This is a genomic window from Gemmatimonadota bacterium, assembly GCA_016712265.1.
Classification (GTDB): domain Bacteria; phylum Gemmatimonadota; class Gemmatimonadetes; order Gemmatimonadales; family Gemmatimonadaceae; genus RBC101.
The window spans coordinates 28,908-49,539 of record JADJRJ010000029.1; the positions used below are offsets into that span (position 1 = coordinate 28,908).

At 68.3% G+C, this 20,632-nt stretch carries 18 protein-coding genes and 1 pseudogene; 10 read left to right on the forward strand and 9 right to left on the reverse strand.

All coding sequences use genetic code 11. The features are described from left to right. Positions 1 to 12: 12 nt before the first annotated feature. The 5 genes and pseudogenes from IPK85_13975 (at position 13) to IPK85_13995 (ending at position 5,937) form a co-directional block, all read left to right on the forward strand. A complete protein-coding gene (locus tag IPK85_13975; protein MBK8248497.1) occupies positions 13 to 699 on the forward strand; it encodes a SprT-like domain-containing protein in 687 nt (228 codons plus the stop codon). 45 nt (positions 700 to 744) lie between these two features. Beyond that, a complete protein-coding gene (locus IPK85_13980) occupies positions 745 to 3,243 on the forward strand; it encodes a penicillin acylase family protein (protein MBK8248498.1) in 2,499 nt (832 codons plus the stop codon). Next, the gene (locus IPK85_13985) at positions 3,240 to 3,599 is read left to right on the forward strand and encodes a hypothetical protein (protein ID MBK8248499.1); all 360 of its coding nucleotides are present in this window, start codon (positions 3,240 to 3,242) and stop codon (positions 3,597 to 3,599) included. Before IPK85_13980 ends, IPK85_13985 begins: the two co-directional genes overlap by 4 nt. A gap of 15 nt (positions 3,600 to 3,614) precedes the next feature. Then, a pseudogene (locus tag IPK85_13990) lies at positions 3,615 to 4,791 on the forward strand (acyl-CoA dehydrogenase family protein). A gap of 42 nt (positions 4,792 to 4,833) precedes the next feature. Further along, the gene (locus tag IPK85_13995) at positions 4,834 to 5,937 is read left to right on the forward strand and encodes a lipid A deacylase LpxR family protein (protein ID MBK8248500.1); all 1,104 of its coding nucleotides are present in this window, start codon (positions 4,834 to 4,836) and stop codon (positions 5,935 to 5,937) included. Here the strand turns inward: IPK85_13995 and IPK85_14000 are convergent. After that, entirely contained in the window at positions 5,934 to 6,389 is a 456-nt protein-coding gene (locus tag IPK85_14000) for a hypothetical protein (GenBank protein MBK8248501.1), read from the reverse strand. The genes IPK85_13995 and IPK85_14000 overlap by 4 nt on opposite strands. 163 nt (positions 6,390 to 6,552) lie before the next feature. On the opposite strand from IPK85_14000, the gene IPK85_14005 reads away from it, so the two are divergent. Continuing rightward, positions 6,553 to 7,548: a hypothetical protein gene (locus IPK85_14005; protein ID MBK8248502.1), complete on the forward strand. Its 996-nt coding sequence runs from the start codon at positions 6,553 to 6,555 to the stop codon at positions 7,546 to 7,548. Positions 7,549 to 7,650: 102 nt separating this feature from the next. Here the strand turns inward: IPK85_14005 and IPK85_14010 are convergent, their stop codons facing one another. From IPK85_14010 to IPK85_14040, 7 genes are all read right to left on the reverse strand, one after another. Continuing rightward, on the reverse strand, positions 7,651 to 8,385 hold the full coding sequence (locus IPK85_14010) for a hypothetical protein (protein MBK8248503.1): 735 nt from the start codon (positions 8,383 to 8,385) through the stop codon (positions 7,651 to 7,653). 2 nt (positions 8,386 to 8,387) lie between these two features. Then, the gene (locus tag IPK85_14015) at positions 8,388 to 9,365 is read right to left on the reverse strand and encodes a hypothetical protein (protein MBK8248504.1); all 978 of its coding nucleotides are present in this window, start codon (positions 9,363 to 9,365) and stop codon (positions 8,388 to 8,390) included. A gap of 125 nt (positions 9,366 to 9,490) precedes the next feature. Beyond that, a complete protein-coding gene (locus IPK85_14020) occupies positions 9,491 to 10,336 on the reverse strand; it encodes a DUF4249 domain-containing protein (GenBank protein MBK8248505.1) in 846 nt (281 codons plus the stop codon). Between the two features lie 11 nt (positions 10,337 to 10,347). Then, positions 10,348 to 12,747 (reverse strand): TonB-dependent receptor, encoded by a 2,400-nt coding sequence (locus IPK85_14025; GenBank protein MBK8248506.1) that lies wholly within the window; start codon positions 12,745 to 12,747, stop codon positions 10,348 to 10,350. Between the two features lie 153 nt (positions 12,748 to 12,900). Then, positions 12,901 to 13,425: a GNAT family N-acetyltransferase gene (locus tag IPK85_14030; protein ID MBK8248507.1), complete on the reverse strand. Its 525-nt coding sequence runs from the start codon at positions 13,423 to 13,425 to the stop codon at positions 12,901 to 12,903. Continuing rightward, a complete protein-coding gene (locus IPK85_14035) occupies positions 13,422 to 14,210 on the reverse strand; it encodes an SDR family NAD(P)-dependent oxidoreductase (protein MBK8248508.1) in 789 nt (262 codons plus the stop codon). The genes IPK85_14030 and IPK85_14035 overlap by 4 nt, the downstream gene beginning before the upstream one ends. Further along, positions 14,207 to 14,710 (reverse strand): L-2-amino-thiazoline-4-carboxylic acid hydrolase, encoded by a 504-nt coding sequence (locus tag IPK85_14040; protein MBK8248509.1) that lies wholly within the window; start codon positions 14,708 to 14,710, stop codon positions 14,207 to 14,209. Before IPK85_14040 ends, IPK85_14035 begins: the two co-directional genes overlap by 4 nt. A 102-nt stretch (positions 14,711 to 14,812) precedes the next feature. Between IPK85_14040 and IPK85_14045 the strand changes: the two genes are divergently transcribed. From IPK85_14045 to IPK85_14060, 4 genes are all read left to right on the forward strand, one after another. Further along, on the forward strand, positions 14,813 to 16,219 hold the full coding sequence (locus IPK85_14045) for an aminopeptidase P family protein (GenBank protein MBK8248510.1): 1,407 nt from the start codon (positions 14,813 to 14,815) through the stop codon (positions 16,217 to 16,219). A gap of 102 nt (positions 16,220 to 16,321) precedes the next feature. After that, on the forward strand, positions 16,322 to 16,615 hold the full coding sequence (locus IPK85_14050) for an Arc family DNA-binding protein (GenBank protein MBK8248511.1): 294 nt from the start codon (positions 16,322 to 16,324) through the stop codon (positions 16,613 to 16,615). Then, positions 16,612 to 17,016, forward strand: coding sequence for a type II toxin-antitoxin system VapC family toxin (locus tag IPK85_14055; GenBank protein ID MBK8248512.1), 405 nt, complete (start codon positions 16,612 to 16,614; stop codon positions 17,014 to 17,016). Before IPK85_14050 ends, IPK85_14055 begins: the two co-directional genes overlap by 4 nt. Before the next feature lie 109 nt (positions 17,017 to 17,125). Next, positions 17,126 to 18,292, forward strand: coding sequence for an NAD-dependent epimerase/dehydratase family protein (locus tag IPK85_14060; GenBank protein ID MBK8248513.1), 1,167 nt, complete (start codon positions 17,126 to 17,128; stop codon positions 18,290 to 18,292). A gap of 93 nt (positions 18,293 to 18,385) precedes the next feature. Here IPK85_14060 and IPK85_14065 read toward each other — a convergent pair whose 3' ends face one another. Next, the gene (locus IPK85_14065; protein ID MBK8248514.1) at positions 18,386 to 20,629 is read right to left on the reverse strand and encodes a response regulator; all 2,244 of its coding nucleotides are present in this window, start codon (positions 20,627 to 20,629) and stop codon (positions 18,386 to 18,388) included. Positions 20,630 to 20,632 lie beyond the last annotated feature (3 nt).

A 20,632-nucleotide genomic window follows, 5' to 3' on the forward strand; every position in this document is an offset into this window, starting at 1 on the left:
AAGTGCGGGTCGATGTTCCGCTCGCTGTTCGCGCGGCTGACGGGGCGCGATCCGGGGCAGCTGGAGCTGTCCTTCGATCGCGCGCAGGGGCTCGACGCCCGCCTGCGTGCGGCCGGCCTGCGCGGGACCTCGCGGGTGACCCTGACGCGCAATCGGTCGGTCTACGTGAGCTGGAAGGCCGACGTCCTGCGCGTGCATGAGGCGTTTGTGGATGCGCCGGACGAGGTGATCCAGGCGATCGTTGGCTTCGTGCAGGGGAGGGGACTCACCCGGCGGCTCGCGCGCAAGGTGATTCTCGAATACCCGGTGCCTCGCGGCGCCACTCCAGCGCGTCGGCAGGACGCGATCCATCCGGACGACCGGGCGGCGTGTGAACGCCTGACGCGCGAACATGCGCGACTCAACGACGAACGCTTTGCCGGTGCATTGAAGCCGCTCAAGGTGCGGGTTTCACGTCGGATGCGGACGCGGCTGGGCCACTATGCGCTGGCCGCCTCGCATGGGACCGCCGAGATCGTGATCAGCCGTCGGCACCTGCGGCGGCACGGGTGGGACGAGGTGCTGGACACGCTGCTGCACGAGATGGTCCACCAGTGGCAGGAGGAGAGCGGTCTTCCGGTGGACCATCGGGCCGCCTTTCGCGCCAAGGCCCGGGCCGTCGGGGCCGTCGCCCGTGCCAGGCGGGCGATCGGCGCGTAGCGGACCCTTTCCGTGGTGCCCCGACACCGCGAAGTTTCGCGCCCTATGCGATTGCTGCGTTTGACGGGGGCCGCGGCCCTGTTGTTCGGGGTGCTGTGGATCGGCCGACGTGGAGTTGGCCCGCTGCCTCCCCTGGGACCCCTGCTGGATCCGGTGCGTGGTGCGTGGGGGGCGGTCGCGACCGCCGAGCTTCCCAGGCAGGCGTCGGCGACCATTCCTGGTCTGGGTGGACCGGTCGAGGTGCGGTACGATGCACGCGGAGTGCCGCACATTTTTGCGCCGCGAGAGGAAGATGCGATTCGGGCGTTGGGGTATGTGGTGGCCCGTGACCGCCTGTTCCAGCTGGATCTGCAGGCGCGGGCCGGTGCCGGCACCCTGACCGAGTTACTCGGTGCCCGGGCGCTGCCGCTGGATAGCGTGCCCCGGCACCTGGGGATGGCCCGGGCCGTGGAACGTGCGTGGGCCGCGTTGCCGGCGGACGGCGTCACGCGACGGTACGCGGAGGCGTATGCCGACGGGGTCAACGCCTACATCGCGACAGTAGACGCGGCCGCGTTGCCGGTGGAATACAAGTTGCTCGGGCGCCAGCCGGTCCCGTGGGCGCCCCGCAACGTCCTGGCCCTCGCGGCGCGCATGGCGTGGACGTTGAGCTACGGTCCCAACGAGCGGGAGCGCCAACTGGCCGAGGGGTTGGTCGGACCGGCGGCCGCCGACGCGCTGTTTCCGGTGGTCAGTCCCGTGCAGGAGCCGATCCAGCCCACTGGGCGCGGGATGGCGACGTTCGACACGCTGCCGATCCCCGGACCTGGGGCCCCCGATTCCCAGGCCGTTGCGCTTGGCCGCCTCCTGCCCCGGTCACCCACCGCGGACGCCGATGGCCACGGTTCGCGGATCTTTGCCTCGAACAACTGGGCGGTGGCTCCGTCGCGGTCGCGGAGCGGCAAGGCGCTGTTGGCCGGGGATCCCCACCTGGAACTCACGCTGCCGAGTATTTGGTACGAGGCGCATCTCGTGGTGCCCGGGCAGCTGGACACGTACGGGGTCACCATTCCCGGATCCGCCGGGATGTTGATCGGCTTCACGCGCGACCTGGCCTGGTCGCTGACGAACACCGGGGCGGATGTGCTCGATTTCTACCGCGAAACGGTGGATGATCACGTGCGCCCGGTGCGTTACCTCGTGGACGAGCAGTGGCGGGACATCGAATTGCGCGAGGAAGCGTATCGGGATCCCAGCGGGCGTGTCTTCCGGGTGGATACGGTGCGTTTCACGCACCGGGGGCCGATGCGTCCCCTGGGGTCGGACTGGGTCTCGATGCGATGGACCGCGCTGGAGCCTGGCGATGTGGTGGAGGCCTTTGCCCTCGCCGCGCGGCAGCGCACGGCCGGTGCCTTTCTCGACAGCTTGGCCACGCGATTCTTCGTGCCGGCACAAAACGCTCTGGTGGCCGACCGATCGGGGAACATCGCCATCCGGTCCACGGGACACTACCCGATTCGGCCCGACCATGGCTCCGGCCTGGTCATCCGGGATGGCTCGGCGAGCGGGAGCGACTGGTTGGGCTTCTGGCCCGTGTCCGACTACCCGCAGGCGCTCAATCCCTCGCAGGGCTTCCTGGCGTCGGCCAACCAGCAGCCGATCGATCCCGCCGTCCAGGGCCGATATCTCGGGCCGGACGCCGGGTACGACGCCTGGCGTGCGTTGCAGATCAACACCCTGTTGCGAGCCGACAGCTCGGTCACGCTGGACGCGATGCGCCGTTTCCAGACCGATCCTGGCAGCGTACGCGCCGACCTGTTTGTCCCGCGGTTCCTGCACGCCGCGCGGGGCCGACGCGCGGCGGGTGCCATGTCCAAGGCCCTGACAGGGGCCGACTCGGTCCTGACGCGGTGGGATCGACGATACACGGTGGACAATACCGGCAGTGTGTTGTTTGAGCAGGCGATGCGCGAGGTGGCGCGCCGGACCTGGGATGAGCTGGTACCGGCGGGGGACACGTCCCGGGTCGCCACGCCGGGCGGAACCGTGTTGCTGCGCCTGATGTTCGACAGTGCAAGTACCTGGTGGGACGACCGCCAGACGACCGGACGGGTGGAGCAGCGCGACGACATCCTCGTGGCGTCGCTGGAAGCGGCCTACGACACATTGGTCCGTCGATACGGCCCGCCGGGTGCGGGCCGTTGGGCGTGGGGCGAACGTGGGGCCGCGAACCTGGAGCATCTGTTGCGCCTCGGTGGATTCTCTCGGCGGGGGCTGGCCGTGCAATCCGGACCAGGCACGTTGAACCCGTCATCGTCGAGCGGCTTCGGCTCCAGCTGGCGCATGGTCGTGGAGCTGGGGGACCGCGTACGCGCGTTAGGCACCTATCCGGGCGGGCAGAGTGGCAACCCCGCGAGCGCGCGGTATGACGACCGCGTGCGGTTCTGGCAGCGTGGCGACCTCGAGCTGCTTTATACCCCGCCGGCCCTCGACTCGGTCGCGCCGGCGCAGGTCCGGGCGGCGCTCACCCTGGCGCCCTCGCCGGGCGCGGGGGGGTCGCGATGACCGCGATTCGCTTTGTCATCCTGGTCGTGGGAATGGCGTTAGGCACCGTGCTGGTGCAGTGGTGGGTGATCCCGGTGATCGCGTGTGTGTACGGCGTGGTGGCGCGCGACACGGCTCGTCCGGCCCTGGTCGCGATGGCGGCCGCGGCGGTGGCGTGGGGCGGGTACCTCGCCATCCTGGCGTTCGGTGGGGCGCCGATCGGCCGATTTGGGGCCGACCTGGCGAGCGCCATGCAGCTGCCATCCCTGGTGCCCCTGCTGGCGACCCTGTTCTTTCCGTCGGCGATGGCCGGCCCGGCGGCGTATCTCGGGGCACACCTGACCGCGGGGCCGGATAGGGTCCCGGGCCGTCGCTGACTAGATTCCGCCGCCATGACATCCGACTTCTTCAATATCGATAGCGCCCTCACCGAGGAGGAGCGCGCGGTGCGTGACTCCGTGCGCGCGTGGGTCAACGACCGCGTCCTCCCGATCATCGGGGCGTGTTACGTGGACGGGCGGTTTCCGAAGGAACTGATTCCGGAGATGGGGGGCCCAGGGCTTTTTGGGGGCGAACCTTCCCGAAGCGTATGGATGCGCGGGCCTGAACAATGTCGCGTATGGGCTCATCATGCAGGAACTCGAGCGCGGTGACTCTGGCATCCGTTCGTTTGCCTCCGTGCAGGGCGCGCTCGTGATGTACCCGATCTACGCCTTTGGGAGCGAGGAACAGAAGCAGCGGCTCCTGCCGGCGATGGCCAAGGGCGAGGTGATCGGGTGCTTCGGTCTCACCGAGCCGGACTTCGGGTCCAACCCCTCGGGGATGATCACGATGGCCAAGGAGCAGGCGGACGGGAGCTGGATACTGAACGGCGGCAAGATGTGGATCACCAACGGGTCACAGGCGCACGTGTCGGTGGTGTGGGCCAAGACCAACGGGGATCCTGAGGCGAGCTCGATCCGTGGGTTTGTGGTACCGACGAACACGCCGGGCTTCACCGCTCGCGACCAGAAGGGCAAGCTGTCGCTGCGGGCGTCGGACACGAGCGAGTTGGTGTTCCAGGACGTGCATCTCCCCGCGGATGCCATCCTCCCCAAGTCCGGGGGACTCAAGTCACCGCTGATGTGCCTGACGCAAGCCCGGTACGGGATCTCCTGGGGGGCGATGGGCGCGGCGATGGCGTGTTACGAGGAGTGCCTGGCGTACGCGAAGAACCGCGTGATGTTTGATCGCCCGATCGGCGGGTTCCAGATCCAGCAGGAGCGGCTCGCCGACATGCTGACGGAAATCGTAAAGGCGCAGCTGGTGTCGCTGCACCTGGGTCGGCTCAAGGATGCGGGGACATTCACGCCGCAGCAGGTGTCACTGGCGAAGCGGAACAACGTGAACATTGCGACGAACGTGGCGCGTGAGGCGCGCCGATTGCTCGGCGCGGTCGGGATCCTGGCGGAGTACGGGGCCATGCGCCACATGGCGAACCTCGAGAGCGTGTACACCTACGAAGGCACGCACGACGTGCATTCGCTGATTCTCGGGCAGGCCGTGACGGGCCTCAGCGCCTTCAATTGATGGCGGTGGTCGGGGCGGGGGGCCCCCCCCCGATTTCAAGATATGACGGCCCCGCGCATTCCCTGTCATCATCCTGTCCCCAACCTCGGCAGGATCACTGCACTCCTGCTGGCGAGCGCACTGCTCGCCAGCCCCGGCGCTGCCCAGGTCCCTCGGGATTCCGCGAATGCCGGACCAGTAGCCAACGCGCCTGGCACAACCGCGCGCCGAAACTCCCCCTGGCTCCCGCGACTCCGGCTCGAGAACGACGCCTACAACTTCTGGATTCACCCCGGGCACCGGTCCGACGAGGAATTCTCCAACGGCGTCGTGGCCAGCTTCGAGACCCTTCGCGGGACGTTCTGGGGACGGCGACTCGCGCCAGCTACCCCGGATTGCGGGGCCGATACGTCCTCGACCGGTCGCTGCCTCACCACAGGTATCGCCATCGGCCAGGAGATGTACACGCCCAACCTCCAGCGCCCTCCCTTCTCATCCCCCAGCTGGCGCGACGAACGCCCCTATGCCGGGTGGCTCTGGGCGGGACTCACCGGGCGCTCCGTTTCCCGTCGCTCCCTTCGGCAGCTCGACGCCGTCGTCGGAGTGACCGGCCCTCCGGCACTTGGGCAACTCTCCCAACAAATCGCGCATACAATCAACGCGAGCTACACGACGCGTGCTCGCGGATGGGAAACACAGGTCGGCTTTCAGCCGGGCCTTCAGGTGGGCTATTCGCACGCACTCCTCGCGCTCCGAGGTCGGGTGGGGACCAAGGCCTTCCTTGACCTGGTGCCCCAAGCCTCGGCCACTCTCGGCACGGTGCGCACCGCCGTCGAGTCGGGCGCACGGCTCCGACTCGGTTACAATCTCTCCCACCCGTTTGACCCGCGGCGCTGGGTCGGGCGCACCCCACTCGAATACTGGGTCAGCGCCGGGGGGCGCGCCGCCTGGGTCGCCCGCGACTTCTCACTCGACGGCAGCATCCTCGGGGATGAGCGTCGCGTGGATCGCGTGCCCGGGGTGCGGGACTACACCTTCGGTGCCGGCCTGCGCATGCATCGCGTGCTCCTGACCTGGGAAGCGACCACCCGGTCGCGCCAGTACACAACCGGTCCCCTGCATCACACCTACTCGACGATGAGTGCGAGCTGGGAGTTCTACCGCTAGGATCCCACCTTGTCGCGTCGTGGCTTGTCCTTCAAGCCGCCCCACTTGGCCTCGCTCTTCGTCAGGAACCCCGGGATGTCGGCCAGCCAGCGCTCCTGCACGCGCTTGTCGTAGTTGAGGAAGAGCTTGCCCTCGCGAACCGAGAAGGCCTGAGGGTCGATCTTGACCTTGTATCCCCCGGCCACCCCGAAGGCGCAGTAGCCGCCATACTGCGGGGCGTACTTCGCGGCCTCCTTCTGGAACGTGTCGCGGTGAGCAGCGGTCGCGAAACGATACGTCGCCCCCTCGTGGGTCGCGGTAAACCGGGGGTCCCCGACCATGGGATGACCCATCGTGAAATACGCGACGGGGTCGTATCCCTTCAGTGCCAGGCCGCTGCTATCCGTGTTGACGGGCTGGGCGGTGGCGGCAACCGGGAGGAACAGCAGGGCGGCAATGAGTCGGCGCAGCATGTCAGGGTATCGGTAAGGCGTGCGCCCCCACCAAGCCCGGTCGCGGCGGATTCGTTCCCGGCGTTAACGGGTGCACCTAGGGTGCCGTCCAAGACGTGTGTCGCGAAGGCATCCCCCCGCCCACCCGACCAGCCCCACTGGTCACAGCCCATATCGAACACCCATGAAGCCCACGCGATCTGTCCCACTCGTGGCGGCGGCACTGCTTGCGGCCGCCTGCACGGACCCCTTCCAGGTGGATCGGGAGCGGTTCCTGTCGAGCGCTGCGCTCAGCTCCGCCTTCGCAACGGTCCCGCTCGGCTTTGCCGAGGTCAGCAGCTCGTACTCCGGTGATTCCGACGGTGTGCCCAGCATGTTCTTGCCCGGCATGAGGGCCGCGGCCTTTGGTGGGGGACTCATGGGCGGAGGATTGGGCGACGCGTACGCCGGCGCGATGGGCCCGGGGCGCGGGCGCGGTCATGAGGGACCATTCGGCGGACGGTTCGGCGGGCATGTGACCTGCACCGGCGCCTTCAACACCGCGAGCCAACGCTTTGTCTGCGATCCCGTGACGCGGGGCGGAGTGACGCGCAGTCAGTCCATGCAATACACCACCGCCGCCGGCGCGGTGCAGCAGGCCTTTGACACCCTCACGACGAACAGCGTCAACGTGCAGTCTGCGAGTACGGGCACGGCCACGTGGACCCGGGATTCGAGTTCGCGCGGTCGCGGCGGCCCGCACCACGCTGGGCGCATCGCCGGCGACACGACGACGATCCTCAGCACGACGACGACCGTGAATCACTCGTCCAACCGCACGGTGACTGGGTTGGCGTCGCCGAGCACCCAGCGCACCATCAACGGGACGGCGCAGGGCAGTGAGTCGGCCACCGGCACCTCGAGTCGCGGCAACTTCACGGCGACGCGGAGCGCGGCGGACACCACCACGGGCCTGGTGGTTCCGGTCCAGAGCGGCCGCAATACCTACCCCACGGCTGGGACCGTCATCCGGACGATGAAGGCCACCGTGACGTTTGCCGGCTCCGCCGCGACCAGCACCACACGTCGTGAGGTGATCACGTATGACGGCACGGCCACGGCGAAGGTGACCATCACGAAGGACGGCGTCACCCAGAACTGCACGATGGCGCTTCCGCGCGGACGTCCGAGCTGCTCGTAACGACCGTTCCGTTACGCGCGCAAACTGCCGGGGGCCTTCGGGCCTCCGGCAGTTTGCATTCCGGCCTTTGCGGCGCGGAGTGACAGGTTCCGCGATGACTGCCTAACGAATGGCAAGGCTCGGGACGCCACGCACGAGGATGACCTTACGCGCCGCCACCAAGGGGTCGAGCGCCGGGGCGGCCTGTTTCCGTCGCACCAGGTAGAGCTGCCAATCCGCCAGGCCGCGCATCCCGTGGATGCGCAAGTGGGTCCAGCGGTCCGCGACCAGCATCCGCCCCGTCTCACTCCACTGCACTGAGGCCTGTGCTCCCCGCGGCAGGCGAGCGCGTTCCGCACGCATCGCGGCTTCGAGGTCAGCGGATCGCCCGGGGACGACCTGCAGGTACTCGAAGGCGACCAGTCCATCCGCATCGTGCGCGGCATCGCTCAACGTCGGCACCATCTCCACGAACTGGTCGTGGTGGTGCTGGCTGAGCGCGGACAAGGCCCCATACCAGTGCAGGGCCGTTCGCCCGTCCGTTCCCTGGCGTCGCAGCGAGGGTGCGGCCCGCTCCATCCCTTCCATCCCGGCGTAGCTGCTGGCGATCACGAGGTCGAGCGGCTCCGGGCTCTCCACTTCTCGAAAGGCCCGGAACCGAAGCAGCTCCGGTGTGTCGCGGTAGATCGGCGCGAGCGACGACTCGTAGATGCCGAGTGCTTCGGCGGACTTGCCCGGGAGGAAGAGGAAGGTGACGAGTTGCCTGACCTCCGGTGGGGTCGTGACGGCCTGCGCCGCGACCTCCCGGATGGGGGCCAGCGCCAGGAGCGTCGCCGTCGCCATCAACGTCACGCGCATGCCTAACGCAGCCTCCCCTCGATCTCCTCGTATACCTTGCGGATGGCGACGACGGCCTGTTGGTCACGCAGGAACCACTCGTGGTACGGTCCCCACTGCGCCTCCTTCGCCGCCTCCTCGGCCGAGAGGCCCTTGGCGTGCAGGCGCTTCACCTCGGCGATGACCGCCCGGAGCGCGCGCTGGAACTCCAAGAGTTCCTCGCGGGAGACGGCAGGTTCCTCGATAAACCCGTGTCCGGGGATGAATCGGGTGTCCTGCATCGCCAGTGCCCGGTCAATCATCGCGGCCCACTCGGAGGGGTACGCTGAGCGCATCGCGGGAAAGACGCGATTGAGGAACGCCTCCGACATGAAGAGGATGCGTTCCCGCGGGAGGTGGACCATCAGGTCGCCACCGGTATGTGCCCGGCCGAGGAACATCACGTCGACCACGACTCCGCCCAGGTCCACGCGCTCCCGGTCGCTCGTCATGGCCGTGGGCGCAACGACGACACGGCGCGGCTCGGGTGCGCTCGCTCCGCGCGCCGCCGCCTCAGCGACGGCTCGCGCGTGGGACGTGGCGGCGGATGCGGAATCCCGCACGAGCTGCGCACGCGAGGTGGGATGCACGATGTAGGTGATCCCGGCTGGCAGCACGGAATTCCCGGCGGTGTGGTCGCCATGGTCCGAGCCGACCACATACCACCGGATCGGGGTCGGCGTCACCTTGCGGATCTCCTCCACCATTCGTTGCGTCGCCGCGGGACTTCCCTGGCCGTCCGCGACGAGCACGCCACGATCCCCAACGACAAAGAGGCTGACGGTGGTGAATCCCGGTTGCCGGATCTCCTCATAGCCGTACACCCGGTCGGTCAGCTTGATGACCCGGGGGAACTGGTCGAGCCTCAGGCCGCGCGCGATAGGGTCCGCCGTGCGCGGCTGGGCCGCGAGGGGAAGGGCAACCAGGCACGCGGTCAGGAGGCGCATCAGTCGGGGAGTCATGAACCGGAGAATGCGAGACGCCAGCGACGGTGGCAAGCTCGGATCCTCCGCGTGCACCACGGAGCACGCGCCCCGGGCTTCAGTCGGGCCCGTGTGCGCCGAGGGGCGGCGTCGAGCGGTCGTCCCTACCGCCTTACGGCCCGTGCTTCCGAGACCTCGCTCACGTAGAAGTAGCCAAGCGCCGGCTGCCGAGGGTTGGAGAGGTTCGCGACATTGCCCCGGATGCTCGCGGGGGGCACGGAGAAGACCGAGCCGTCGGCGCTCACCTGGTCGGAGAGCGCGAAGTAGTATCGGTACGTGGACTCGGAGATCCCGACCTGGCGCACCAGCACACTGGATCCCACGGCGATGTCGATCCCCTCGTACGGCTGGAAGCCGAGCACGGGCTTGCCGTCGACGGCATCATCGGGGGCAATGATGCGCAGCTTGAACGACGAGTCCGGCCCGAGCAGCCGCCGACCGTCCACGAACTGGTCCCAGAGGTAGAAGTTCTTCTCGCCGCCTGGGTCCCGGGTGTCGATGGTGGCACGGACCCCATCCTCGCCGGAAAAGCGCCCCGGCTTGGGGGCCTCGAAGTAGAGCGAATCGATCGGGGTGACGGACATGGTCTGCTCCACGCCCTCGAACCGCTGGCCCTCCCAGTCAATGCGCAGGGTGTACGTGCGCCCGCGCTCGACGGTGAGCGCCGTGGTCACGTAGGTGCCGGGCGTTGACGACTCCACGAACGGGAAGGCATTGCCAAGGTTGTCCGTGACCCGGACGGTCGCCCCGCGCGCGGCGGGCGGGAGCGCGTTGCTGAAGTACGAGCCCGTGGTGCTGAGGCGAATCGCCTGTGCCCCCGACACGTTCCCGAGGATCCGCTCGAGCCGCGCCTCGACCACGAGGCGGCGCGGGCCCTCGTCCACGTCGACCTCCACCACACGTTCGCATGCGGTGAGCAGGAGCGCACAGGGCAGGAGATAGCGTAGCATGGCGACCTCCCTCAGAACTTGAAGGTGTATGAGATGCTCGGCACGATGCCGAACACCGAGAACTGGACAGCCTCGGTACGGACGGGGTCGGCGACCGCCTGGCGAAACGACATGCTCTGGGCGTTGAAGCGGTTGTACGCGTTGAACACGCCGAACTGCAGCTCGCTCCTCCGCCCGTTGCGCGTGAGGCTGAGGTCGAGCCGATGATACATCGGCAGTCGCGCGCTGTTTCGCGGGCCGTACTCCGGGATCACGTACCCATCGACGACGTAGCGGGAGACGGGATAGGTGGCGGGGAGACCGCTGGCGAGGGTGAAGGTGCTTCCCAGGGTCCAACGCTTCCATACCGGGCGCACCGCAACGATCGCGAGGTCGTGCAGCTTGTCCGTGGGGGCGCGGAACCAGGCGCCGTCGTTGATCCCCGCGTTCTCTCCAGCGCGAAAGCGCGTCTCGGCGCGACTCAACGTGTACGACACCCACCCCGTGAGGTCACCCACCTGCTTGCGCAGGAACAGCTCGAGTCCGTAGGAGCGACCGATGCCCTGCAACAGCGATGTCTCGATCTGCGGGTTGAGGATCACGTCGGATCCCTCCACGAAGTCCAGCACGTTGTACGATCGCTTGAAGTACGACTCGGCCGAGAATTCGTAGCCGCCATCACGCAGGGTGGACTGGTAACCGACGGCTACCTGGTCGGCGCGCTGCGGCCGCGTGTAGGGTCCCATCGGCTCCCAGACGTCGAGCGGCGTCGGCGCGTTCGTGCGCGTGGCGAGGAGCAGGTATTGGCGCGTTCGCGCGTAACTCGCCTTGAGGGATGACGTGGGCGAGAGCCCAAGGCGTGCCGACAGGCGCGGTTCCCATCCACCGGCATCGGCAATGATGCCCGAGGCCTGGCGCGTGCTGTCGACGGGGAGCACGGGCTCGTAGCGGTGCAGGGCGTCGTTCCAGATAACGGGACGTCCGCCGGGATACTGGTAGGTCGTGCCGGGCCCAACACGCGCAAAGTAGGAGTAGCGCGATCCGTAGTGGACGGTGACGCGCGGCCCGAGGTCCACGACATGGCCGATGTAGGCCGCGCCCGACAGGCCGTGCCGCGTGGTGACGCGGACCGGGCTCACGGCGGAGGTGTCCCTCGGCACGAGGTCCCCGGGACGCATGGCCTGTGCGGCACCCTCCACGCCGAACTCGAGGATGTTGCGTTCAGAGAAGTGGTAGGACTCCTCGAGGCGCAGCTCCTGGCTCGTGATGCGCGACGTCCAGTCCACGCGTGAGTCGAGGAAGGCAAATCCGAGCAGGTAGTCGTAGCTCCCGACCGTGTACGAGGCCTTGGAGAAGAGGCGGGAGCGAAAGATCTGGTTCCACCGCAGGGTGCCCGACACGTTGCCCCACCCCGCGGCAAAGTCCTTCGAGGGACTCAGCAGGTCGCGCCCGGCGTACGCCGAGACCATGAGGGTGCCGGTGGTGCCTAACGGGATGTTGGCCTTGGCGTTGAGGTCGTAGAAGTATGCCCGGGTGTCGCGGACCGAGGTGTCGGGCGCGAGCTTGAGGAAGAGGTCGGCGTAGGAGCGCCGCGCCGCCACGAGGAACGACCCGCGCGTTCGCGGCAACGGGCCCTCGAACAGCAGGCGGCTCGACAGCAAGCCGATCGACGCGGTGCCACCGTAGGCGCGCGCATTGCCCTCGCGCTGGCGCGCGTCCAGGACGGACGACAGGCGGCCGCCAAAGCGGGGCGGAATCGCGCCCTTGTGCAGCGTCATGTCGGCAACGGCATCCGCGTTGAACACCGAGAGGAAGCCGAGCACGTGCGCCGGGTTGTAGATCGTGGCCTCGTCCAGCAGGATCAGGTTCTGGTCACTGCTGCCGCCGCGCACGCTGAACGCGGTGGAGAAGTCGCTGGATCGGGACACCCCGGGCAGGAGGGTGATGCTGCGCAAGGGATCGACCTCGCCGAGGGCGGCCGGCGCCTGCCGGATCGTCTGGAGGTCGAGACGGGCCACACTCATTTCCGCCGTCGTGGGATCCACGTCCGACTTCTGTTCGTCAGCCGCGACCTCCACCCGCTGCAGCTGAACCACCCGGGGAACCAGGAGGAAGTCCGCCGTCGTCGGGGCGGTCACCGTGACCGTGGTGTCGAGTGGGGCGAAGCCGAGGGCGCGGATCCGGAGGCGATGCTGGCCAGGAGCGAGCTTGAGGAAGTAGAACCCATCGGTGTTGCTCTGCCCCCTCGCGCTGTCGCCATCCGCCGCGAGCACGGCGTACCGGACCACTTCGCGGCTCTCGGCGTGGCGGATGTACCCGGAGAGCTGGACCGACGCTGGGGGCGCCTGGGCGGGGGCGAGCAGGGGCCAGGCCGCAAGGGCGAGGGCGCCGGACGTCCGGCGCACCAGGGACTTCAGTTGTGACAGGGACATCAGGCAGCGGCTGGGCCCCGCGACGGCGGGCAGGGCGAGAGACAAGGTGCCGGTGAGGGAACACTTGGCCCCCCCCGATTGTTCCGGCGTCCCTACGGCGGACGGCCCGCCCGGTTCCGGCGTTCGCGTTGAGAAACAACCACTCCGCCGGACCTAACGACGCGCGGGGGCCGGGTACCGGTAGATCGCCGCCTCCCCACCCGCGAACGTCACCATTCGGTCACGGATGGCCCCGAGCGCCGTCGCCACCCGGATCGATCGCGCATTGTCCGGCCGAATGATGCTGATGACCGCGTCCCGGTGCAGCGCCTCATGGGCATACCCCAGCGCCGTGGCGGCGGCCTCCCGGGCGTATCCGTGACCCCAGTGGCGAGGGACAAGGGAATACGCCAATTCGAAGCCGGGCCACCCTTCGTGTTGCAGGTGCCCGGCCCATCCCAGGAATGCCCCGTCCTCGCGCCGCTCCAGCGCCCAGAGGCCGAACCCACGCAGGGCCCAGTGTCCCACGATGCTGGTCAGTTGTCGCCAGCTGTCGGCGCGGTCGCGCAGCGTACCGTCGCCGAGGAACTTCATGACGGCGGGATCGCCGAGCATCGTCGCGAGGTCGTCGAGGTCGTCGCTGCCAAAGGGGCGCAGGACCAGACGGGGCGTCTCGAGGCGGGGGATGGCGGGCATCATGGGGCCGCCGTGCGAGTACCGGCGTAGCGCCTCGCGCCGCGGCGGAGGAGGGCGAGTGGCAGGTGTCGGAGCAGGAAGGTGATAAGCCGCCAGCGACGACCGGGGACGCACACCGCGGAAGATCCCCGCATCATGTCCAGTGATTCCTTCACGACGCGCTGCGCCGGGAGCCATAACCAGCCGGGAATTCCGCTCATGTTCATGCGAGCCCGCGCGTGGAACTCCGTATGGGTGAAGCCGGGGCAGAGCGCCTGTGCGGTGACTCCAGTTCCCGCCAGCTCCAGCGCCAGGGATTCCATGAAGACGCGTTGGTAAGCCTTGGTGGCGCTGTAGTTCACGTTGCCTGCGCTCGGGGTGAACGACGCGACAGACGAGACCGCAACCAGGTGGCCGCGGCCGCGCTCGCGCATGCCGGGGAGCACCGACCGCATGAGGGCGTCGGTGGCCGTGACGTGGAGGGCCACCATCGCGGCCTGGGTGGGGCCGTCGGTGACATGCAAGAGGCCCTTGGTCCCGAAGCCGGCGTTATGCACCAGGACGTCGCACGCCAGAGAGCGGACACGGTCGACCACGGCGGCGAGGCCCGCAGGAGCCGAGAGGTCCGCCACCAGCGGCGTCGCGTGGACGCCAAACTCCTGCTGCAGCTGCTTGCAGGTCGCCGCCAGGCGCGCGCCGTCCCGGGCGACGAGGACGAGGTCGTGCTGGCGCGCCGCCAGTTGGCGTGCGAACTCGAGCCCGATCCCGGCGGTGGCGCCGGTGATGCACGCGAGCGGTCGCGGCGTCACGCGTCGCCTGCGGGGCGGCGTGCCAGCTGGTACCGGAAATCGCAATGGGAGCTTCCGCCCATGAGGGTCTGGGTGCGTGTGAGCCGCACCTCCGGGTTGAAGCCCTCGATCAAGGCGGCGTCACGGTTGCAGGAGAGGATCGCACCCAGCTCGGGGATCCCCAACTCGCGGTACATCTCGGCGTAGCGGCACCGCGTGACATTGTAGCTGAACGCTTCGGGCGACGCCTCGAGGACCTCCGTGTGCAGCGCATCGTCGGCGGTCCAGCGGTCGAGCGTGCCGGCGAAGTGTGCCAGGGTGTTGCCGCCACACGCGGCGGCCAGCCCCGCCCCCTGTTGCCGCGCCAGCTCAATGATCGTGCGTCGCGTAACCTCGAGGACGCGCTTGCGCCCGAACTCGGCGGCCATCGCCTCGACCAGCGGGGCGACGATTCGGGCCTCGATGGTGCGCCGTCGCAGCACACCGATGGCATTCAGTTCCGCGTCCGTCGGGCGGCTCATGGGGGAGTGGCAAAGGGACGCCGAAAGATCGTTGGCCCCGACCGATGCGCGCCACGGCCTCGCGAGGCAGATTGGGCGACCACGCGCCCAGGAGTCTGCCCCATGTCCAGCCGCAGGGAGTTCGTCCGTCGTGTCGGCGTCGGCCTGACCGCCTCTTCACTCGCGACGGAGGCACTGCTGGCTGATGAACAGCAGGCGCGGCGCGGGTCCGAGCGCCTGCTGGTGGACAATCCAAGACAGCCGGAGCCCGCCCCCCGCGGTGTCGATCGCCTGCCGCTGGCCTGGTACCAGGGGCAATCACGGCGCCTGCGCGCCACCGCACGGGAACGCGGGGTCGACGCCATCCTGCTGCAGAGCGACGTGAACCTCGTGTACTTCACCGGCTGCTTTCGCGGCTCGGGGGAGCGCACCACCTGGGCCTTGATGCCCACCGACGAAGCCGACACGGTGTACTGGTTCTCCCCCGCCATCGACCGTGACCTGATCACCTCGTGGTGGTGCACGGAGAACACGTACTACTTCTGCTATCCCCACGCCGAGGGGGCATTCCCAAACCGCGGAGAGCTGCCCCTGCGCAGCCCCCGTGTTGACCTCTGGGAGTGGACCCTCCGCCACCTTGCCGACCGAGGCCTCGCCGGCAAGGAGATCGGGCTGGATCGCGAGCTGACGCCGTCGGCGCAACGCACTTTCGATCGTATGCTCCCCGGCGCACGGGCGGTGGACCTGTCCGACGCCTGTCTCCGGATGCAGGTCATCAAGACCCCGGAGGAGATTGCCCTCACCCAGCGGGCATATCGGTACTTCGACCGGGTGCACGCGTTTGCACGGGATTACATCCTCGAGCACGGGACCAGTGCCACCGACTACCAGGTGGGGCAAGCCCTGTCCCAGTTCGGGATCAACCTGATGATGCGCGACGTTGCGCGGGACGGAAAACCGCACTCGGCCGTCGGGATGGAGGTGACCGGACACTACGTGCGTACGGGAGTCGCGACCGCGTATCCCCATCCCAACCAGTTCTTCCATGCCCGGATCCGGCGCGGGCAGCCGGTCTACGTGAACTGCGACATCCTGCTGGGCGGCTACGGCGGGGAAGGGTATCGCAACTACATCCTCCTCCCGTCCACGCCGGCGCATGACAAGATGTGGCAGGTCGTCGCCGATACCGTGCAGATCATGGTGGAGGAAACGAAGCCCGGTGCCATCTGTTCGGACATCGCGCACAAGGTGCATGCGTATCAGATCAAGCAGGGAATGCAGGCGAACATCTATCATCGGCCGGGCCACGGCCAGGGGCAGAACTTTGTGGGGCACCAGCCACCGTTCCTCGCGCTGGGCGACCACTCGGTCGTTGAGGAAGGGATGACCTTCTCGGTGGAACCGGGGCTCTACGACGAAGCCAACGGGATCGGGATCAACCCGAGCGACCGGCTGTTGGTACAGAAGGACGGAGCCGTGCTGATGAGCCGCATCCCGTTTTCGAAGGAATGGAGCTACCTGCGGGTCTGATCGCTCCCGGGGACAGGATGATACCAGTGGCAATCAGGGGGTACCGGCGCGTAGACCCGAGGGTGCGATCATGGGGCACCAAGACGAACCCCTGAGGTTGACATGACAGCACTGTGCAGTCATAATGCAGTCAGGAGGGTTCCCATGGCTATCCTGACGATTCGCAACGTTCCTGACGACCTGTACGACCGCCTGAAGGCGCGCGCCGCCGAACAGCGCCGCAGTGTTAACGGTGAGGTCATTGAGTGCCTGCGCATTGCGCTGGCGGCTCGCGGCCCCCGGGACACCGAGGAGCTGCTCGCCCGCGCCCGCGCGCAACGGCACCGGCTGGAGGCGCGTGGTGGGCGCCTCACCCTCGCGGAGATGAATGACGCGCGACGCGAGGGCCGGGCATGATTGTCGTCGACGCCAATGTCGTGGCGTCGCTCGTCGTGCCCGGGGAGTCCGCGGAAGTCGCCGAGGCATTGCACCGGTTCGATCCCGAGTGGATTGCGCCGTCGCTCGTTGTATCCGAGTTGATGAGTGTCCTGCTGAAGGGAGTCCGCGCCCGCAAATGGCGCCTGGCCGACGCCGAGGCCTCGCTTGTCCTTGCCCTGGAGCTGGTGGGCGAGCGACAGGTGGATCCGGAGCCGGCGCGCGTCCTGCGGCTTGCCGAGGGCTCGCGGTGTACCACGTACGACTGCGAGTACGTCGCGGCGGCCGAGATGTTTGACTGCGTCCTGGCAACGTTTGACGTGCAGCTTCTCAAGGCATTCCCGCGCCGGGCCGCGCATCCCGAGCGCCTGCTCGCAGGCTGACCCCTCACACAACAGGCCAGAGCCTGCGAGCGCGCTCCTCCGGGGCACGGCTCGCCGACCAGCGCGCTCGGGGGTACGTTCCCATCCACACCCCAGCCCGGAACGTTCCATGGCCACTCGCCGAGACTTCCTCGTTACCTCTGCTGCTGCCGCCGGTGGCGCGTTGGCCCTCGGGGCCGGAGCATCCGTTCAGGCCCAGCCCCTCGCGGCGGATCCGTCGCGGCTCGGGGCGCCTCAACAACCGCGCCGCAAGATCAAGCTGCTCATTCTTGGAGGGACGGGCTTCATCGGCCCGCACATGGTGCGGTATGCCGTGGAGCGGGGGCACGAGGTCACGATCTTCAACCGAGGGCGCAGCGCGCCGGGGATGTTTAAGGGGGTCGAGGAACTCACGGGCGATCGCGCGGCGAACAAGATCGACGCGCTCAAGGGGCGAAAGTGGGACGCCGTCATCGACAACTCGGCGTCACGCGCCGATGCGCCGGATTGGGTGCGGAACTCGGCCGGACTGCTGAAGGACGCATCGGACCAGTACCTGTTTATCTCCACGCGTTCGGTTTTCTCCGACCTGAGCATGGTGCCGGCGACAGTGAAGGCGCCGCTGCTCAACAAACAGAATACCCCGAATTGGAAGGAGGGGCAGCCGTATCCCTACGGGCTGGCCAAGGCGCTGGCGGAGGCGGAAGCGACGGCGGCTTTCGGGAACCGCACAACCATCGTGCGTCCGGGATTGATCGTGGGGCCGGGCGATGAGACCGATCGGTTCACCTATTGGCCGGTGCGCATCGAGCGTGGTGGCGAGATCCTCGCGCCGGGGAACCCGGATAACGATCGCGTGCAGGTGATCGACGTGCGGGACCTCTGCGAGTGGTCGGTGCGCCTGTGCGAGGCGAAGACCTACGGCACGTTCATGGGGGTCGGTCCGCTCAACGGGCGCTCCATGGCGGAGTTCCTGTACGGCATTGCCGCGGTCACGACGGCCCCGTTGAGCTGGACATGGGTTCCGCGGGAGTTCCTGGCGCAGCACAACATCCGGGCGTACCAGGAAATGCCGGTGTGGCGTCCGCCGACGCCTGGCTTTGAGGGCTTCGCCCGGTTCGACCTGTCACGCGAGGTAGCCGCCGGCCTGACCTTCCGCACGCTGGCCGACACCGCGATGGCCACGCTGGCGTTTCACCACGCGCGACCGGCGGCCCAGCAGGTGCTTCGCGCCGGGGCAAAGGCCGAACAGGAGGCCGCCGTCCTCAAGGCGTGGAGAGAGCGACCGAACCGCTAACGACGCAGGTCGTGTGAGCGGGGGACGCGAGCGGCCGCGCTTTCATTGGCGCGGCCGGGCTGAACCAGGACGTTCGGTGGGCCGTACCCGCGCCTAGCGGGCGTCTCGTCCGGCTGCGCTCAAGCCCTCCGACGGGGCGTCGGCCAGCAAGGTGTCTCGCACCCGATCCGCCAGTTGTCGCATCGTGAACGGCTTGGCGAGGAAGAAGGTCCCCGGCTTCTGCACCGTCTCGCGGAGGATCTTGTCTGGGGCGTAACCGCTCATGTACATGACCCGGAGACCCGGTCGCGCGCGCGCGGCGGCCTGGTACAACTCGGCGCCGTTCATCTCCGGCATGACCAGGTCCGTAATGAGCAGGTCGATTTCCTCGGCCTCGTCGGCAAGAATCGGGAGGGCTTCGCTTGGCCGCGCGGCCACCAGGACGCGGTATCCCAGACGCTGGAGGAGCTCCACGGCCAGCAGACGGACAATGGCCTCATCCTCCACCAGGAGCACGGTCTCGGAGCCGCCTGACGGACGCGCCTCAACGGTCGGGTGCAGTGTGGGTTCGGCGGCTGCCGCGGGTGGACGGGTCTCGAGAGGCAAATAGACGCGGGCGGTGGTGCCCCTTCCCGGGACCGAGCCCAGCTCGACATGTCCCCCATTCTGCTGGACCAGTCCGTAGACCATGGACAACCCCAGGCCGGTGCCTTCACCGACTCCCTTGGTTGTGAAGAACGGTTCGAACACCCGGCTGAGCAGTTCGGCGGACATTCCGGCACCGGTGTCCTCCACTTCGAGGATGGCCCAGTTGCCGGGGGCGAGATTGGGCCCAGGCCCGGTCGATTCGGTCTCCACGTGGCGTGAACGGATGCGCACCTGGATGGTTCCCCCGCGTTCCATGGCGTCGCGCGCGTTGACCACGAGGTTCATCAGGACCTGCTCGATCTGGTTGGGGTCGGCGCGCACGAAGAGTTCCGCGGGCGCCGGGTCGAGGCGGATGGTGACGGCTTCGCTCACGACGCGGTGCAACATGCGACTCGCCTCGGTGACCACCGCATTCAGGCCGATCACGCGCGGGGCACGCGGCTGTTTGCGGCCAAAGGCTAGAAGCTGGCTGGTGAGTTCCGAGGCGCGCTTGCCGGCCAGGACGATCTCGCTCACGTGAGAGTGCGCCAGCGGGTCGAGCCGCGTGTTGGCGCGGAGGAGTTCCGCAAAGCCCAGGATCGCCGTGAGCAGGTTGTTGAAGTCGTGCGCCACCCCGCCGGCCAGCATCCCCACCGCCTCCATCTTCTGGGAGTGGCGCAACTGTGCCTCGAGGTCGTTGCGTTGCTCAATGGAGCGCGACAGGGCGATGAACGAGGCGACCGCTGAGGCGAAGTCCTGCTCCTCGAGCGCCCAGGAGCGTGGGGGACCGACATGTTCGAGGCAGAACACCCCGACGGCGTTGCCGCCCACACGGATCGCGCAATCGAGCATGGCCCCGATGCCCAGCGGCCCGAGGTAGCCATCGGCAAACTCGGAAGTGCGGGGGTCCTGCCGGGCGTCGGTGGCGGCCACGGTGGGCTGCGTCTCGATGGCCGCGAAGTAGCGGGGGTAGTCGTCGCGCCGGAGCACGGTGCCCGGGTTGTCGTGCAGGATCCCGTCGGCGTATAGCCAGGCGCACCGGATCTCGGAGCGGGCCGGGTCGAAGTACCAGATGCTCGCGCGGGCCACGCCCAGGGTGCGCGCCGCGACGGTACAGGCGCGACCGAATGTCGCCGCGGGGCCTTCGTCCTCAGCTGCTGCGAGCTCATGGAGGGCGGCCTGTTGTCGCAAGAGGAGCGCGGTGCGTTCCTCGCGCGCCCGGGCCTCAGCCTTGACGGTCGTGATATTGCGGACGAGGGCGATGACCTGATGCTCGAAGACTCGCATGAACCGCCCCTCGAACGTGCCTACCGCGCCACCCGTGACGGTGACCTGGAACTCGATGGTGCGCTGCTCGCCATCGGTGCGCGCGGCGGCGATGGCCTCGTCCACGCCGGCTCGCGAGTCGACATCCACCAGGGTCGCAAACGCCCGCCCCACGATCGCGGTTGCATGCGGGAAGTAGTCCTGGGGCGCCGCTCCCTGCAGGTCCGTGACGATGCCGCGGTCGTCGATCCGGACAAACAAGTCCGGCAGCGACCCCAGCAGCGCGCGCAGGTCGGAATTCGCCCCGAGCAGCTCGCGGGAACTCAGCTCGAGGGAGCGCTCCAGCATGCGTCGCTCGTCGTCGTACTGGGCATAGGCCGCGTCGACAAGCCGCACGAACTCCGACACGGAACTCATGGGGTCCAGACCAACCTTCCGCAGCTGGCGCGCGAGGAGCGAGTGCATGCG

Bases quoted from the DNA above. Each gene is read 5' to 3' on its own strand.
- IPK85_13975 (MBK8248497.1), top strand. From the start codon at position 13: ATGTTCCGCTCGCTGTTCGCGCGGCTGACGGGGCGCGATCCGGGGCAG.
- IPK85_13980 (MBK8248498.1), top strand. From the start codon at position 745: ATGCGATTGCTGCGTTTGACGGGGGCCGCGGCCCTGTTGTTCGGGGTG.
- IPK85_13985 (MBK8248499.1), top strand. From the start codon at position 3,240: ATGACCGCGATTCGCTTTGTCATCCTGGTCGTGGGAATGGCGTTAGGC.
- IPK85_13995 (MBK8248500.1), top strand. From the start codon at position 4,834: ATGACGGCCCCGCGCATTCCCTGTCATCATCCTGTCCCCAACCTCGGC.
- IPK85_14000 (MBK8248501.1), bottom strand. From the start codon at position 6,389: ATGCTGCGCCGACTCATTGCCGCCCTGCTGTTCCTCCCGGTTGCCGCC.
- IPK85_14005 (MBK8248502.1), top strand. From the start codon at position 6,553: ATGAAGCCCACGCGATCTGTCCCACTCGTGGCGGCGGCACTGCTTGCG.
- IPK85_14010 (MBK8248503.1), bottom strand. From the start codon at position 8,385: ATGCGCGTGACGTTGATGGCGACGGCGACGCTCCTGGCGCTGGCCCCC.
- IPK85_14015 (MBK8248504.1), bottom strand. From the start codon at position 9,365: ATGACTCCCCGACTGATGCGCCTCCTGACCGCGTGCCTGGTTGCCCTT.
- IPK85_14020 (MBK8248505.1), bottom strand. From the start codon at position 10,336: ATGCTACGCTATCTCCTGCCCTGTGCGCTCCTGCTCACCGCATGCGAA.
- IPK85_14025 (MBK8248506.1), bottom strand. From the start codon at position 12,747: ATGTCCCTGTCACAACTGAAGTCCCTGGTGCGCCGGACGTCCGGCGCC.
- IPK85_14030 (MBK8248507.1), bottom strand. From the start codon at position 13,425: ATGATGCCCGCCATCCCCCGCCTCGAGACGCCCCGTCTGGTCCTGCGC.
- IPK85_14040 (MBK8248509.1), bottom strand. From the start codon at position 14,710: ATGAGCCGCCCGACGGACGCGGAACTGAATGCCATCGGTGTGCTGCGA.
- IPK85_14045 (MBK8248510.1), top strand. From the start codon at position 14,813: ATGTCCAGCCGCAGGGAGTTCGTCCGTCGTGTCGGCGTCGGCCTGACC.
- IPK85_14050 (MBK8248511.1), top strand. From the start codon at position 16,322: ATGACAGCACTGTGCAGTCATAATGCAGTCAGGAGGGTTCCCATGGCT.
- IPK85_14055 (MBK8248512.1), top strand. From the start codon at position 16,612: ATGATTGTCGTCGACGCCAATGTCGTGGCGTCGCTCGTCGTGCCCGGG.
- IPK85_14060 (MBK8248513.1), top strand. From the start codon at position 17,126: ATGGCCACTCGCCGAGACTTCCTCGTTACCTCTGCTGCTGCCGCCGGT.
- IPK85_14065 (MBK8248514.1), bottom strand. From the start codon at position 20,629: ATGCACTCGCTCCTCGCGCGCCAGCTGCGGAAGGTTGGTCTGGACCCC.